Below are 14,704 nucleotides of genomic sequence, written 5' to 3'. Positions count from 1 at the left end.
GTTCTCATGGCCTTCTTCGTCGACCTGCTCTGGAACCCTCAGGATGCCGCACACCTCAGTCGCAAAGACCGAGCGCCCGGTCGGTATCGTGCCTATGTGCCCGACAAACTGGGGGAGCAGCTTCCTCAGCTCGGCCAAGAAGCGCAGCAAGCGGCAGAAGATGCGCTTGCGGTTCTCGCCCGCGCCGACGAGAGAATCGGTGCTCGTGGCGGATACCTCAACCACCTGCTGATCCGCTCCGAGAGCATCTCCTCATCCTGGATCGAAGGCAATCGGGTCACCCCCAAGAAACTTGCGGTCGCAGAGCTGCTCCAGCACGGAACTCGTGTTGCTTTGGATGTTGTGGCCAACGTCCACGCCACTGAGGAAGCAATCGCCTCCCTCGCCGACCGTGAGCGCCCCGTCACGACGGCTGACCTCGAACAGCTGCAGCACGTGATTGAACCGGGGCTGGATGCGGGATTGCGTACCGAGCAAAACTGGGTGGGTGGATCCGGCTGGAGTCCGCTGCGTGCCGACTTCGTGCCTCCGCCGGAATCCGAAGTGCGACGGCTTGTCGATGATCTCAGCCGTTTCGTGACCGCAACACACGGGAACCCTGTCGTGCGCGCGGCGATCGTCCATGCGCAATTCGAAACCATCCACCCCTTCATTGACGGCAATGGCCGAACCGGGCGTGCCCTCATCCACACCGTTCTTCGGCGCACGGATGCTCTCAGAAACACCCTCATCCCCATCAGCACGGTCTTCGCCGGCGACGTCAACGACTACATTGCCGGGCTCACTGCGTTCCGGCAAGACCCACCACGACTGGATGACTGGATCATCGCATTCGCCAACGCCGCCGAGCTCGCCGCAGCGAACGCAGTGCGGCTCTCCGACGACATCGCTGCGCTTGATGATGAAATCCGCTCCGCTCTAATCCGGTATCGACAAGCCGAAGGTATCTCACCGGCGACACCACGTCGCGATGCCGTCATCCTGCGCATTCTTGACGCGTTAGCCACCGAACCAGTGCTCACGATCGAAACGGTCGCGGCGCGGCACCGAGTTTCTCCCGCCGCGGCGCACCGAGCACTCGCGCAACTCGCGGAAGCTGGCATCCTCGGCCGCAACAAGGATCACAAAGGCAAGCTGATTTGCTGGACCGCCGACCGACACCTAGCGCTCGTCGCGCTGACCGAACGCAGCAACCGAGTCGGAGGGGGAGACACCGAACACCAACGCCCGCGCCGCGGCCCGGACGCGCCAGACCCCACACAGACCGGGTTGCTGCGATCGAACCCGAAGGATCACGCGACCCTAGAGTGAAGTCGCTCGTCGATCAGAACTCGCAAACCTCGGTGAGCTCATCCAGTCTCCGCACGATGTGTCGAAGATCGACCGGTTTCTCTACGAGAAAGTGCTTCGTCGGGTAAAATTCGTACTAGGAACAGGGGCAAAAATGATCATCGCTGAAGTGCGTGCGCAGTACGTTGAGGCCACAATTCACAGCGGCGAGATCGAGGGTCTGAGCGTGTCAGAAGCCACTCGCGCTGACGCTGATTCCTACATCGCCGGTGCCATCGATTCCGACGAGCTAGTTGACCGTGTGCGTGCTCGGTATGGGCTCAACTGACTTCGTAGATCCCTACCCGATAGCGGGGACCACGGTTCTGCGCAATCTTGTTGGTGCAACGACCGCAGCTGAGCTTTCAGCGGCGGAAGCAGACCTCACGTTTGCTCGTGCAACACAGCTACTGAATGATCCAGTTCCGGCAACCAGTGAACTAGCCGAACTCAGAACTATTCACTTTCGACTCTTTCAGGACGTTTACGACTGGGCCGGCCATGTTCGAACCGTCGACGCGAATCTGTAGCCACTGATCATCATGTTTGACAAAGTCGTGGCGCCAGCCGCCGGGGAATCAAGAGAAGCCTGGTCAACGCAAGAACTGCGGCGCCTGTCTATCAACAACTCGGACACCGAAATGGTCGGCAACTAACGGTCACTACTCCTCAAACGTATTGACGATGGCGTGCGCGGCACGGTCGAGATACGCCCAGATTTCGGCGTCGTAGAGCGGCGGCAATTCGAGAGTGTCGAGGGCGTTGCGCATGTGGTGCAACCAGCGGTCGCGAGCATCCGGGTTCACCTTGAAGGGCATGTGACGCATACGCAGGCGGGGGTGTCCGCGTTCTTGGCTTTACGTGTTCGGGCCGCCCCAATACTGTTTCAAGAAACCCGTCAGGCGCTGGATCGCACCCTCAAGGTCAGGCTGCTCTGGGTACATCGGCAGCAGCACCTCATCGGTTGCGACGCCAACATAGAACTCGCGCACGAGCTTCTCGAACGTGGCGGGGGCAAGACTACAGGCGGGATGCTTGCCCATGGCGAACCCAACTTTTCGGTGGTCCACATCTTGGCCAACTCGCCTCTGTAGGGGCTGCGTCCTCTAAAGCGCTGACTTGACCTCCTGAACGACTCAGACCAGAGTTATTATCACTACGAATAATTGCGGCAAATGGCGAGGATGGCACACTCATGAGCGAACCCACTGACACGAGTACCACGGGTTTCAGCAGACGAGGGTACCTCGGAGCGGGGGGTCTTGTCGCTGTCGGCGGGCTCTGCGTGATTCTGGGTATTTCATTTGCACCAAACTTCGCCACCGTCTTTTGGGTCGCAGCACCACTCGCAGCCATAACCGCACTAATTGTTCTATTTTCGAACCGAAACTAGGTTCGCCTTCATTGATCAGGTAGCGACCGGAACCGTTGTCAAGGCAGCAGACCTCGACATCCGCTCTGGCTGCCTACGATCTATCGAATGCTGCGCAGCTTCTCACGCAGATGGTTAACGGTGGGTGCGCCGGCAAAGCCATCCGGGGTGACATAGCGGCGGCAGGCAAGCCCGACCGGGGCATCCGGCTGGGCAAAGGGATCCACGCCATCGAAGAGGATGCTCGGTGACCCGCGGAACCCCACACGCTCAGCTTCTTCGACCGTGTCGACCAGGTGTCGCGACACCGTGATCTGCGGGAACTCGTGGACGAGTTCGTTGATGTGCTGATCGGCAACCTTCCAGTTGGGGCAGCCCTCGAAGTATTGAAGCGTGATTTCCATACCTTCACCGTAAACCTTGAAGTGCACTTGAAGGTCAAGCGTTAGTCTTGCCCAATGCTTATTGGAGAAGTCGCCGATCGCCTGGATGTTCCGCGCCACACGATTCGCTTTTACGAAAAGCAAGGGCTTCTGCCCGAGCCTCAACGGCAAGGCAACGGGTATCGCGACTACGATCCCGCCGTTGTCGACCGAGTCACATTCATCCGCAACAGCCAAGCCGCGGGGCTCACACTGTCGGAAATCATGAGCATCCTGTCGCTGCGGGATGCCGGCGAAGCGCCCTGCACCCACGTCTCAAGCTTGCTCGAACACAAACTAGAAGGCGTACAGGAGCGCCGGAAAGACCTGGCGGCGCTCGAAGCGGAGCTGAAGCAACTCATCCACGAGGCTCAAGCTCTCGACCCGGCCAACTGCACCGAGGCTGAGATCTGCACCATCATCCCTAATGCTCGGGAGTTATAGTGCCCGCAGCAGCTACTTCTCGACGCTTCGTCGGTGCAATCGCGAGCTTCGGCAGCGCGAAACCAGCTGTCAGCTCGTCGTAATCGTGCCAACAATCCAAGGGGTTCCCGTGGCGCAATCCGGTTCCGTCTTGGCGCTACGCGCTGAGCCACCACCTCCGCCTAGGGAAACGTTCTCACCAGAGTTCGCCACCACGTTGTTATCGGCGTCGAGCACATCGAAGAACTTCGCATCTCCAGTGACCGAGTAGCCCTTGGGCCACACGAGAGCTACAGGTCCGCCCTCGGTCTCCGCAATCACGCACGCGTTTGCGCCGATCTTTAGAGTTCCCTCAAGTAGCGCTTCCATCCCGCTGAGCTGCGCTGAGTTCGATGTTGCCAGCCGCACAGAGTCAGCCGCGCCAGTGTGCGACGGGGTAGCGGACGTACATGCGCTGAGGGCCATTGCTAATGCGACTACGACCGAAAGCGTGGCCAGCTTTCTCGAAAATGTATCCATGGCAGAGGATGCTACTCCTCGAACGTATTGACCATGGCGTGCGCGGCACGGTCGAGGTACGCCCAGATTTCGGCGTCGTAGAGCGGCGGTAGTTCGAGAGTGTCGAGGGCGTTGCGCATGTGATGTAGCCAGCGGTCACGGGCATCCGGGTTCACCTTGAAGGGCATGTGGCGCTGGCGCAGGCGGGGGTGCCCGCGTTCCTGGCTGTACGTGTTCGGGCCGCCCCAATACTGTTCCAAGAAACCCGTCAGGCGCTGGATGGCACCCTCGAGGTCGGGCTGCTCCGGATACATCGGCAGCAGAACCTCATCCGTTGCCACACCCACATAGAACTCGCGCACCAACTTCTCGAACGTGTCGCGACCACCAATAAGTTCCCACATCGAATCGGCCGGAGCATCCGGAGTCACCGCCGGTTTCGCAATGATGCGAATCTTCGGGCGCTTCGCGGGCTCCGCCGCGTTCGCAGTCTCGGCTACGTTCTCGGCGCCGGCGCCAGCTGCATTCTCAGGCTCAGCTACATTCTCAGAGTCGGTCATTTCTTGGGCTTCTCCTCGCCAAAGTTCACGGGCACCGGGCGCGTGCGGGGCGGTCGTGCACCGCGCACACTGGCAGCACCCTCAAAGCCACTCAACACGATCGAGTTCAAAGCGGGAAGTTTGACACCCGCCTCATCCAAATCCTTCTTCAAACGAGCCCGCAGCTCGCGAGCAACATCATCCTTCGTCGCGGATGCCGTCTTCACCACCAGGCGAACCACCACCGCCTCCGACGAAATAGATTCAATGCCCCAAATCTCGGGCTGCTCCAAGATGCGAGTCGTCCACTTGGGAGTCTTATAGAGGTCGACGGCGGTTTTCAGGATGCGCTCCTGCACGGCATCCACATCGGAGTCGTAGGGCACAGCAAGATCAATGATCACGCGCGCCCACCCCTGCGACATATTGCCGACCCGGGTGATCTCACCGTTGCGCACAAACCACAGGGTTCCGTTCACATCGCGCACCTGTGTGGTGCGGATGTCGACAGACTCAACAACACCAACAGCCGGTCCGAGATCAACAATGTCGCCAACGCCCAACTGGTCCTCGGCCACCATGAAGAGACCATTCAGCACGTCCTTCACGACGTTTTGGGCACCAAAACCTAGACCAGCACCGGTCGCTGCGGTGATGAGGGCGAACGCGCCCGTGGCGCCAGGAACGAAGAGATTGAAGAGCAGAAGCAGCACGACGATCACAATGGCAACCGTGACCAGACTAGAAAGCACCCCGCCCAGAGTGCGAGTGCGCTGCACAACACGAACGGCCGCCAGTGGCGAGGTCATCAAGACCTGAGTGTCGTGAATATTCTCTTTGTGCTTCACACCATTAACGATGCGGTCAACGACACGCTTGATGACGAAGACCAGAACGAAGCGAATGAGCCACGCGCCGAGAATGATCGCGAAGCCTTCGACAATCGGCCATGCGTCAAAAAACGCCTCAATGTTGGCGCGCAATCCGCCCAACGTGAAATCTTCCATGCATGGGAGCCTAGCGAGCGACTGCTGAATAGTCGCCGCTAGGCTCCCGCACGCACGCCGTGTGGCGTCTGGGTGCTACCAGTTGTCGCGAGCCTGAACTACCAGCGCACGCTCAACCCCCGCAAGGTTCTCCACGATGATGCGGCGCAAAGCCGGAACATCAGGGTTCGCCTCAAGCCACGCGTTCGTGGCATCCACGAGTCCTTGGCTGGCCAACGGTGCCGGGTAGAGGCCACGCAGAACCGTCTCGGCAATTGCATAGCTGCGGTTCTTCCACACATCGTTGATCGCCTCAAAGTACGGAGCCACAAAAGCTTCCAGCACAGCGGGGTCGTTCACGTGGGTGTAGCCCATGGTCACGTTGCGAACGATCGCGTTCGGAGCCTTGTCACTCTTCACGAGCGAGTCGAACGCGGCCTGCTTGCCGGCCTCCGTGGTGATCGTGGCGCGAGCGCGAGCCGCAGCCTGCTGGCCGTTTGCCGTCTTGTCCTTGGCGAGAGCCTCATCCACTTCAGCATCACCGGCCGCACCGTTGAGCACGAGGCCCTCCAGAAGCTCCCAGCTCAAGTCAGTGTCAATCTCGAGACCCTCCAGCGTGGTCGAACCGCTGAGCAGGGCGCGAAGCACCGTGACGTGCTGCTCGGTGGATGCCACATTCGCGAAGTACTTCACGAACTGGAACTGAGCATCCGACCCAGCCTCAGCACTCTGAGCGAGAGCCCAGAGCGTGTCGCCGATCTTCTCGATCGTGGCGGCACGACGCTCAGGAGCAACGTACTGCTTCGCAACCAGAACCAGCTGCGCGAGCGTGGTGCGGATGGTGGTCGACTCGGTCTCCGACGCAATGTTGCCGAGAACCAGGGCAACATAATCGCTGGCCGCAGTCTCAGCATCGCGAGCAGCATCCCAGGCGGCACCCCACACGATGGCGCGAGCCAGCGGGTCAGTGATGTCCGAGAGGTGCTTCATTGCCACAGCAAGCGACGCGTCGTCGAGACGGATCTTCGCGTAAGCGAGGTCGTCATCGTTGATCAGGATCAGGTCAGGGCGCTTCGTGCCGACAAGCTCAGGAACCTCGGTGCGCTCGCCCTCAACATCGATCTCGAGGCGGTGGTGACGAACGAGCTTGCCGTCCTGCAGCGAGTAGTACCCGATAGCCAAACGGTGCGGGCGAATCGTGGGGTAGTCCTCAGCGGCGGTCTGAACGATCGCGAAGCTTTCGACGGTTCCGTCTTCAGCGGTCACGACATCCGGACGCAGCGTGTTTACGCCGGCGGTCTCAAGCCAGAGCTTGCTCCATTCCATAAGCTCGCGGCCACTGGTCTTCTCCAGCTCAACGAGCAGGTCCTTGAGCTCGGTGTTGCCGAAGGCGTGCTTCGTGAAGTACGCGGCAACGCCGGCCATAAACGCTTCCAGGCCAACCCAGGCAACGAGCTGCTTGAGAATCGAGCCACCTTTGGCATAGGTGATGCCGTCGAAGTTGACGAGAACGTCATCGAGGTCGTTGATCGAGGCGTACACGGGGTGAGTCGAGGGAAGCTGGTCCTGCTTGTAAGCCCAGCTTTTCTCCATCGCCGCGAACGTGGTCCACGCCTCAGTCCACTCGGTGGCTTCAGCGGTAGCAATCGTCGACGCCCACTCGGCGAACGACTCGTTCAACCACAGATCGTTCCACCACTTCATGGTGACGAGGTCGCCGAACCACATGTGAGCCAACTCGTGCAGGATCGTCACAACGCGACGTTCCTTGATGGCGTCGGTCACCTTCGAACGGAATACGTAGGTCTCGGTGAACGTGACAGCGCCCGCGTTCTCCATAGCGCCCGCATTGAACTCCGGCACGAACATCTGGTCGTACTTCTCGAAAGGGTACGGGTACTGAAAGTGCTTCTCGAAGAACTCAAAGCCCTGCTTGGTCTTCTCAAAAATGTAATCAGCATCAAGGTACTCGCTCAGCGAGGCACGGGTAAAGATACCGAGCGGGATGACGCGGCCATCGCTCGAGGTGAGCTCGTCGCGAACCTCGGCATACGGACCAGCCACGATCGCGGTGATGTAGCTCGACATGATCTGAGTGGGTGGGAACTCCCACGTGGCATTCTCGCCATCCACTGTTGGAGTCGGCGTGGGGGAGTTGCTAATCATGGCCCAGCGTGCCGGTGCCGTCACCGTGAACTGGAACGTTGCCTTGAGGTCAGGCTGCTCGAACACAGCGAAGACGCGACGCGAATCCGGCACCTCGAACTGCGAGTAGAGGTACACCTCATCGTCAACAGGGTCAACGAAGCGGTGCAGGCCCTCACCAGTGTTGGTGTATTCGGCATCCGCCACAACCTCAAGAACGTTGTTCTCAGCAAGGTTGTCGAGCTGGATACGCACACCATCGTTCACGGCAGCAACATCAAGAGCGGTGCCGTTGAGCGTGACCGAATCAACCGTGCGGGTGATCGAATCAATGAAAGTGGATGCGCCAGCAGTGGCAGTAAAGCGAACAGTCGTGCTGCTCTTAAACGTCTCAGGACCCGTTGTGAGGTCAAGCGCAATCTCATAGCTGTCAACGTTGACAATCGCTTTACGTTCTTGCGCTTCAACTCGGGTGAGGTTCTCTCCGGGCACGTACAACTCCTTCGTTTTGGGGCGGTTTGTGACCGCACCCAACTAGCTTATGCCGCGCCCGCAGAATGTCAGCAATAGCGGATGATCGCGACCGTAGACTGGGCGAATGCGCATCCATATCGCCACCGATCATGCCGGCCTCGAGTTCAGTGCCACCCTGCAGCAGCACCTCACCGACGCCGGCCACGAAGTGATCGATCACGGCCCCGTTCAGTACGACGCTCTCGACGATTACCCTGGGTTCTGCATTGCCGCAGCGCTCGGTGTTGCCGCCGACCAGACTGCCGGTATCGAAGCGCTCGGTGTTGTCTTTGGCGGGTCAGGAAACGGTGAGCAGATTGCCGCTAACAAGGTGAAAGGCATCCGCGCCGCCCTCGTCTGGAATGACTCGACCGCCGCGCTCGCGCGCCAGCACAATGACGCCAATGTCATCTCTATTGGCGCTCGCCAGCACACCGTCGACGAGGCCACACGTTTCATCGACCTGTTCATCGCCGAGCCATTCTCCGGTGAAGAGCGCCACGCCCGCCGCATCGCGCAGCTCGCCGAATACGAGACGACAGGCGCCATCGCCGCGCACCCCTTCGAGCAGTAATGCCTGAGGGGCATTCCGTACATCGCATTGCGAGACAATTCGCGCTGCACTTTGTCGGCAAAACCGTCGCCGTGTCATCACCGCAAGGTCGCTTTGCTGCGGGTGCTGAACGCATCGACGGACTTCGGATGCTCAGCGCCAAAGCCGTGGGCAAGCAGATGTTCCTCGAATTCGAGCACGACCGCTGGCTGCGCGTGCACCTCGGGCTCTACGGAGCCTGGGATTTCGCCGGCAACTTCACCGCCGACGCGACCACGGCATCCGCTGCTGGCCGCATGGGGCAAACCAACCAGCACGGAACCGTTATTGATGGTGCGGCTGTTGATGGTGGGGATGCCGGTGGTTCGATTGCTAGCGGCGCGGCTAGTCGCGACACCGTCGTGGGGGAGCACGAAGACTCCCTCGCGAGCATCGGTGCCCCGCGCCGCACACGCTTGCGGATGTCGGAGCAAGAGAAAGCCAGCGATGCGCCTTCAGAATTCCCGCCAGAGCCCATCGGCGCCGTTCGCGTTCGCCTCCTGACCGACACCACCTGTGCTGACCTGCGCGGGCCAACGGCCTGCGAAGTGCTCAATCCTGACGAAGTGCAGATCGCGCTCAACAAGCTCGGGCCCGACCCTCTCGTCGATGACAATGGCGAGGCCGAAGAACGCTTCGTCGCCACGGTGCGCAAAAAGCAGACCGGCATCGGCATCCTGCTTATGGATCAGTCGGTCGTCAGCGGCATCGGCAATGTTTACCGCGCCGAGATTTTGTTCCGCGCTCGCCTCGACCCCCACACGCCGGGAAAGCTCATCCCCGAAGAACTTTTGCGCGAACTCTGGAGGGACTGGGCGCGCCTGCTCGAAATCGGTGTGCGCACCGGGCAGATGATGACCATGGAAGGCCTCACCGGCGACGACTACACGGCCGCGCTCGCAAACCGCGCCGACCGACACTGGGTTTATCACCGTGAAGGTCTCCCGTGCCGCGTGTGTGGAACGAATATCGCCATGGAACTGGCCTCGGCGCGCAAACTGTACTGGTGCCCTAATTGTCAGGCACCATTAGGCACCAACCCTCAGGGAGGCTGACATGCGACACACCCCCACCTACGTCATCACTGACCCGGCCGAAGTGCGCCGACTCGTCAGCGAAAACCCGTGGGCCACGATCGTGTCACCAACCTCGAACGGCATGGTCGCCTCGCACTATCCAGTGATGCTCGAAGAGCGCGACGATCAGATCAGTCTCGTCAGTCACTTCGGGCGCCCCGATGACGAACTGCACGAACTCGGCCAGCACGAAGTACTCGTCATTATTCAGGGACCGCACGGCTACATTTCGTCAAGCTGGTACCCCGAAGGCGATGACATCCCCACCTGGAACCATGCCACCGCCCACCTTTACGGCACCCCCGAGATCCTCAGTGAAGAAGAGAATTTTCGGGTGCTGAGTGAACTCGTCGATCACTTCGAACACCACGTTGAGCATCCGGTCAGCCTCAAGGATGACGAAGCCGGCGCTCGCCGCACCGCCAAAGGAACCGTCGGCCTGCGCATCGTCATCGACCGCTTTGACGCTCGACTGAAGATGAGCCAAAACAAAAAGCCAGAAGTGCACCAGCACATCATTGATGAACTCAACTCAAATGGCACGTACAGTAGCCCAGAACTGGCCGCAGAAATGACAAGGGCACGACCGAGTGAAACTGAGTAACGCCCGCATCGTCGGAGACGATGCAGCACGTCTTGTCGACGTGACCCTCACCGAAGGACGAATCTCATCCATCGAGCCGCACGACGCTTCGGCGGCCGAAGCACACGACGACACCGTCGACCTTGACGGCCGCTGGATCATGCCCGGTCTCTGGGATCAGCACGTGCACTCCAGCATGTGGGCCCAACAGTCCCAGCGAATCGACCTGAGCCACACCACCTCAGCGACCGAAGTCGCGGTCACTCTCGCCACCTCCGTTCTGGCGCACTCCGATGGCATCATCGTCGGCCAAGGATTTCGGGATGCACTCTGGCCAGACCAGCCCACCCGGGCGCTGCTCGACTCCGCCGTTGCCGACATCGCCGTCGTGCTCGTCAGTGGCGACCTGCACTCCTGCTGGCTCAATAGCCTCGCCCTCGAACGGTTCGGCTTCTACGAGCATCCGACCGGATTTCTTCGTGAAGAAGAAGCCTTTGCGGTGGGAAGCGCGCTCAGCCGAGTCGAACCCGAAATTCTCGATGGCTGGATTCGCGACAGCGCACAAGAAGCAGCATCGCGCGGAGTCGTCGGCATTGTCGACCTCGAAATGACGTGGGAGTTCGACAACTGGCACCGCCGCATGCTCGAAGGCTTCGACCTGTTCCGGGTGCGCGTTGGCGTTTACCCACGATTTCTCGAACGAGCAATATCCGAAGGCCTCGCAACCGGGCAACAACTCGCCCCATTGCTTGAGGTCGGGCCATTCAAAGTCATCACCGATGGCTCGCTCAACACCCGAACCGCGTACTGCATGGAGCCCTACCCCGGAGATGGCGAAAATCGGGGAATGCTAAATATCCCCACCGACGAACTCATCGACTGGATTCGCACCGCAAGTGACGCCGGCCTTTCGCCGGCCGTGCACGCCATCGGCGACGACGCCAACCGGCTTGCCCTCGACGCTTTCGAGGCCGTCGGATGCGGTGGCCGCATCGAGCACGCTCAGTTGCTTTCCCCTGAAGACATTCCTCGTTTCGCCGCTCTCGGAATTGCCGCAAGCGTGCAACCCGAACACGCCATGGATGACCGAGATGTAGCGGACGCTTACTGGGCTGGTCGCACCCACCGCACCATCGCGTTGCGAGCGTTGCTCGACGCTGGCGCGGAACTCCTCATGGGTTCTGACGCTCCGGTTGCTCCGCTCGACCCGTGGGCCACCATCGCCTCGGCGGTCAGTCGCAGTCGCGATGGGCGCGAGCCGTGGCATCCAGAACAGCGCATCACTATCGACGAAGCATTGCGGGCATCGACCCAGTCAACAATCGCTGTCGGCGAGGTCGCCGACATTCTGGTGACACGAAAAAACCCCCTCGACTGCAGCGGTGAAGAACTGCGGGCGATGCGGGTTGATGCGACGATTCTTGATGGTCGCTTCACTCACAACGAGTTGTAGAACAACACGTCGCAGGCAAAGCGACCACCAGAAAAGTTACTTGGTGGCGAGGTGGGCGAAGAGGAACCAGCGGTCCTTCTCAAGCCCACGAGCGATCTCAATCGCGACGTCTTCGCTGACCTTGTCGAGCTCGCCGAGCTCATCGACTGCAGTGCGCACGGTGACGAGCGTTGCGTCGATCGCGGCGATGACCTGAGCGATGACCTCGTCAGACTGCTGGAATCCAGCCGTCATGCTCGGGGTCGTTGCCTTGGCGCCGACGGTCTGGGTGCGGGCATCAATCGGGAGTCCGAGGGCCACAACACGCTCAGCGGCGGTGTCTGCCCATTCGCGGGCGTGGTCGACGATCACGTCGAGGAGTTCGTGTACGGCCTGAAAGTTGACACCACGAACGTGCCAGTGAGCCTGCTTGCCATCAATCGACAGCGCGGTGAGGTCGGTAACTACCGGACCCAAAAACTGGGCAACACCCGAGGTGACGTCAGGATCGGCTGAGGTCTGCGGAACTGCTTTAATCTCGGTCATTTGTGCTCCTTCGTTGTTCTTCAGATACAACGTTACGTCGCAGCAAAAATTTCACAAGCAAGCTGAGGCAACGCTAACCAGCCGCAACTCGACTCACGGGGGCTAACCCCACTGTCGATCGGTGAGCATCCACTCTGTTCGCCGTCCCTCGATTTCGTGATCCTGAATAAGGCAAACATCTGCCCTGTAATGCGCGAGACTAAAGCGAGAGACCAATGACGACACAGACAGCAGTAAAACCCCGCAACCCGTACTGGCAGCTGTGGCGCAGCACGCCAAAAGAGGTGTTGTACCTGATGCTGGGCTTCCCGATCGCGATGACCGGGTTTGGTGTGGCCATCTCTCTCGTCGCCACCGGCATCGGCACCCTTGCCATCTTCCTCATCGGTTTCTTCGTGATGATCCTCGCGCTGTACGTCGGTCGCGGCTTCGGGCTCGTACACGTCAACCTTCTGGAGTGGGCCGGCCGCCAGAAACTTGAACGCCCCGACTGGCAAGACGACCGTGCCGCCACCGGATTCGGCGGGTGGTTGAGCGCAACGCTCGGCAACCCGCACTACTGGCTGTACCTGCTACACACCACCATCTTGGGCTTCGTTCTCACCCTCATCACCTGGACAATCTCCTTCGTGTGGGTTGTTGTCGGGCTGACCGGGCTCTCGTCCTGGTTCATTCGCAGTCAAGTCGATGGGGAAAACTCCGACTGGTCGCTCGGAGAATGGTTCTTCGGACTCCTCGGCGTGAACACCACCGGCTGGAACCTTGAAATCGCCGACAACATCGTCGCCTTCGCCGTCGGACTCATCTTCATCGCGACGCTGCCCTTCGTCACACGCGGTCTCGTCCTGACCCAGTGGTGGCTTGCCCGTGGAACCCTCACCGCCTTCCGGTCGGACGGGCTGCGACGTGAAGTGCAGTCCCTCGAAGAGTCGCGCGGCGCGGCCCTCTCAGCAGAAGGCCACTCTCTTCGTCGCCTTGAACGCGACATCCACGACGGCCCACAACAGCGACTCGTGCGACTGCAAATGGATCTTGCCGCCGCGGAACGCCAACTCGACACCGACCCAGAGAAAGCTCGTCAGCTGTTGACGGAAGCCCAAGCGCAGTCATCCGAGGCCCTCGAAGAATTGCGGGCACTTTCTCGCGGTTTCGCACCGCCGCTCTTGCTCGATCGAGGCCTTGTCGCTGCCCTCGAATCGGTGGCCACACGCTCCGTCGTGCCGACCTCGCTCACTTCAGAGCTTCCGGCCCCACTCATCTTGCCCGGCGAAATCGAGCGCGCGTCGTACTTCGTGGTTGCTGAGTTGCTGACGAATGTCGCGAAACATGCTCAGGCCAGCCACGCCGAGGTGCACTTGAGCACTGAGCTGGCCGACGACCGTCCGTGGCTACTAGTGAAGGTCACCGATGACGGTCAGGGCGGCGCTGCTATCACCGCCGAGCACGGCTTGGCCGGAATCGCGGAACGCGTTCGCGGCGTCGGTGGAAGCTTCGAAATCGAAAGCCCTGAAGGCGGGCCCACCTCGGTGACGGCGCGACTACCGTTACCGAAGCAGAGTGCAGAACAGGCTCCCGTTGCCCTCTAGTCTTGAGCGCATGAGCCCTTTACGTGTTGCTGTTGCCGACGACTCGGTGCTGCTGCGTGAGGGGCTCGTGCGTGTGCTCGTCGAAGCAGGGTTCGATGTTGTCGGCGCTTTTGGTGACGCGGATGAACTGCTCACCAATCTCGATAGCTCCGAGCCCGATCTGGTCGTGCTCGATGTGCGAATGCCGCCGACGTTTCGCGACGAGGGTGTGCGGGCGGCGATTCGCCTGCGTGAATTGCGACCGCAGATCGGCATCCTGTTGCTGTCGCAGTATGTCGAGGTTGTGTACGCCCAAGAACTGCTCTCTTCTGGCCGTGGCGGTGTCGGCTATCTACTGAAAGATCGTGTGGCTTCGCTTGATCAGCTTCGGGATGCTGTTGAGCGCATTTCTGCCGGCAGTACGGTGCTTGACCCTGAGGTTGTCGCGCAGTTGGTCGGTCGCCGTCAGGATCCGTTGATGACCCTCACGCCGCGCGAGCACGAAGTGATGACTCTGGTGGCGGAGGGGCGCACCAACGCCGCCATTGCCCAGAAATTGGTGATCGGAGTTGGCGCTGTGGAGAAGAACGTCACATCGATTTTTCAGAAGCTTAATTTGGAAGATTCCGGCAGCGATCACCGACGAGTGCTCGCTGTTCTCACCTGGTTGCAGCGCTAACTTC

16 protein-coding genes and 1 pseudogene are annotated in these 14,704 nt (G+C 60.4%); 10 read left to right on the top strand and 7 right to left on the bottom strand.

What is annotated here, in order from left to right; all coding sequences use genetic code 11:
• Positions 1 to 6 precede the first annotated feature (6 nt).
• From AC061P_RS08695 to AC061P_RS08685, 3 genes are all read left to right on the top strand, one after another.
• Entirely contained in the window at positions 7 to 1,311 is a 1,305-nt protein-coding gene (locus AC061P_RS08695; protein ID WP_480390944.1) for a Fic family protein, read from the top strand.
• Between the two features lie 133 nt (positions 1,312 to 1,444).
• Positions 1,445 to 1,618, top strand: a complete 174-nt coding sequence (locus AC061P_RS08690; RefSeq protein ID WP_480390943.1) for an antitoxin VbhA family protein — start codon at positions 1,445 to 1,447, stop codon at positions 1,616 to 1,618.
• Entirely contained in the window at positions 1,605 to 1,859 is a 255-nt protein-coding gene (locus AC061P_RS08685) for a hypothetical protein (RefSeq protein WP_480390942.1), read from the top strand. Before AC061P_RS08690 ends, AC061P_RS08685 begins: the two co-directional genes overlap by 14 nt.
• A gap of 132 nt (positions 1,860 to 1,991) precedes the next feature.
• On the opposite strand, the pseudogene AC061P_RS08680 reads toward AC061P_RS08685, so the two are convergent.
• Together AC061P_RS08680 and AC061P_RS08675 are read right to left on the bottom strand one after the other, a co-directional pair.
• Positions 1,992 to 2,372: pseudogene (locus tag AC061P_RS08680) on the bottom strand (globin).
• A 430-nt stretch (positions 2,373 to 2,802) separates the two neighbouring features.
• Complete coding sequence (locus tag AC061P_RS08675; RefSeq protein WP_480390941.1) at positions 2,803 to 3,105, bottom strand: thioredoxin family protein; 303 nt, start codon at positions 3,103 to 3,105, stop codon at positions 2,803 to 2,805.
• Between the two features lie 54 nt (positions 3,106 to 3,159).
• Here AC061P_RS08675 and AC061P_RS08670 point away from each other — a divergent pair, with 54 nt between their 5' ends.
• Positions 3,160 to 3,567 (top strand): heavy metal-responsive transcriptional regulator, encoded by a 408-nt coding sequence (locus AC061P_RS08670; protein WP_480390940.1) that lies wholly within the window; start codon positions 3,160 to 3,162, stop codon positions 3,565 to 3,567.
• A 69-nt stretch (positions 3,568 to 3,636) separates the two neighbouring features.
• Here the strand turns inward: AC061P_RS08670 and AC061P_RS08665 are convergent, their stop codons facing one another.
• The 4 genes from AC061P_RS08665 to pepN all read right to left on the bottom strand — a co-directional run bounded on the left by AC061P_RS08665 (position 3,637) and on the right by pepN (position 8,206).
• The gene (locus AC061P_RS08665) at positions 3,637 to 4,065 is read right to left on the bottom strand and encodes a hypothetical protein (RefSeq protein WP_480390939.1); all 429 of its coding nucleotides are present in this window, start codon (positions 4,063 to 4,065) and stop codon (positions 3,637 to 3,639) included.
• Positions 4,066 to 4,076: 11 nt separating this feature from the next.
• Complete coding sequence (locus AC061P_RS08660; protein ID WP_480392171.1) at positions 4,077 to 4,448, bottom strand: globin; 372 nt, start codon at positions 4,446 to 4,448, stop codon at positions 4,077 to 4,079.
• 152 nt (positions 4,449 to 4,600) lie between these two features.
• Positions 4,601 to 5,590, bottom strand: a complete 990-nt coding sequence (locus tag AC061P_RS08655; protein WP_480390938.1) for a mechanosensitive ion channel family protein — start codon at positions 5,588 to 5,590, stop codon at positions 4,601 to 4,603.
• A 75-nt stretch (positions 5,591 to 5,665) separates the two neighbouring features.
• Positions 5,666 to 8,206, bottom strand: coding sequence for an aminopeptidase N (gene pepN / locus AC061P_RS08650; protein ID WP_480390937.1), 2,541 nt, complete (start codon positions 8,204 to 8,206; stop codon positions 5,666 to 5,668).
• Between the two features lie 106 nt (positions 8,207 to 8,312).
• On the opposite strand from pepN, the gene AC061P_RS08645 reads away from it, so the two are divergent.
• Genes AC061P_RS08645 through AC061P_RS08630 form a run of 4 tightly spaced genes read left to right on the top strand, consistent with a single transcriptional unit; the run spans position 8,313 to position 11,931 of the window.
• A complete protein-coding gene (locus tag AC061P_RS08645; protein WP_480390936.1) occupies positions 8,313 to 8,801 on the top strand; it encodes a ribose-5-phosphate isomerase in 489 nt (162 codons plus the stop codon).
• Entirely contained in the window at positions 8,801 to 9,874 is a 1,074-nt protein-coding gene (locus AC061P_RS08640; RefSeq protein WP_480390935.1) for an Fpg/Nei family DNA glycosylase, read from the top strand. Before AC061P_RS08645 ends, AC061P_RS08640 begins: the two co-directional genes overlap by 1 nt.
• Position 9,875: 1 nt before the next feature.
• Positions 9,876 to 10,499, top strand: a complete 624-nt coding sequence (locus tag AC061P_RS08635; RefSeq protein ID WP_480390934.1) for an FMN-binding negative transcriptional regulator — start codon at positions 9,876 to 9,878, stop codon at positions 10,497 to 10,499.
• Positions 10,486 to 11,931 (top strand): amidohydrolase, encoded by a 1,446-nt coding sequence (locus AC061P_RS08630; RefSeq protein WP_480390933.1) that lies wholly within the window; start codon positions 10,486 to 10,488, stop codon positions 11,929 to 11,931. Before AC061P_RS08635 ends, AC061P_RS08630 begins: the two co-directional genes overlap by 14 nt.
• A 36-nt stretch (positions 11,932 to 11,967) precedes the next feature.
• Here AC061P_RS08630 and AC061P_RS08625 read toward each other — a convergent pair whose 3' ends face one another.
• On the bottom strand, positions 11,968 to 12,456 hold the full coding sequence (locus AC061P_RS08625) for a Dps family protein (protein WP_197105938.1): 489 nt from the start codon (positions 12,454 to 12,456) through the stop codon (positions 11,968 to 11,970).
• Positions 12,457 to 12,671: 215 nt separating this feature from the next.
• Between AC061P_RS08625 and AC061P_RS08620 the strand changes: the two genes are divergently transcribed.
• Together AC061P_RS08620 and AC061P_RS08615 are read left to right on the top strand one after the other, a co-directional pair.
• Positions 12,672 to 14,042: a sensor histidine kinase gene (locus AC061P_RS08620; RefSeq protein ID WP_480390932.1), complete on the top strand. Its 1,371-nt coding sequence runs from the start codon at positions 12,672 to 12,674 to the stop codon at positions 14,040 to 14,042.
• 10 nt (positions 14,043 to 14,052) lie between these two features.
• Complete coding sequence (locus tag AC061P_RS08615) at positions 14,053 to 14,700, top strand: response regulator transcription factor (RefSeq protein ID WP_480390931.1); 648 nt, start codon at positions 14,053 to 14,055, stop codon at positions 14,698 to 14,700.
• Positions 14,701 to 14,704: the final 4 nt, after the last annotated feature.

It is taken from the genome of Rhodoglobus sp. G.S.4, assembly GCF_056619605.1.
This window is presented reverse-complemented; position numbering and strand designations above follow the sequence as displayed.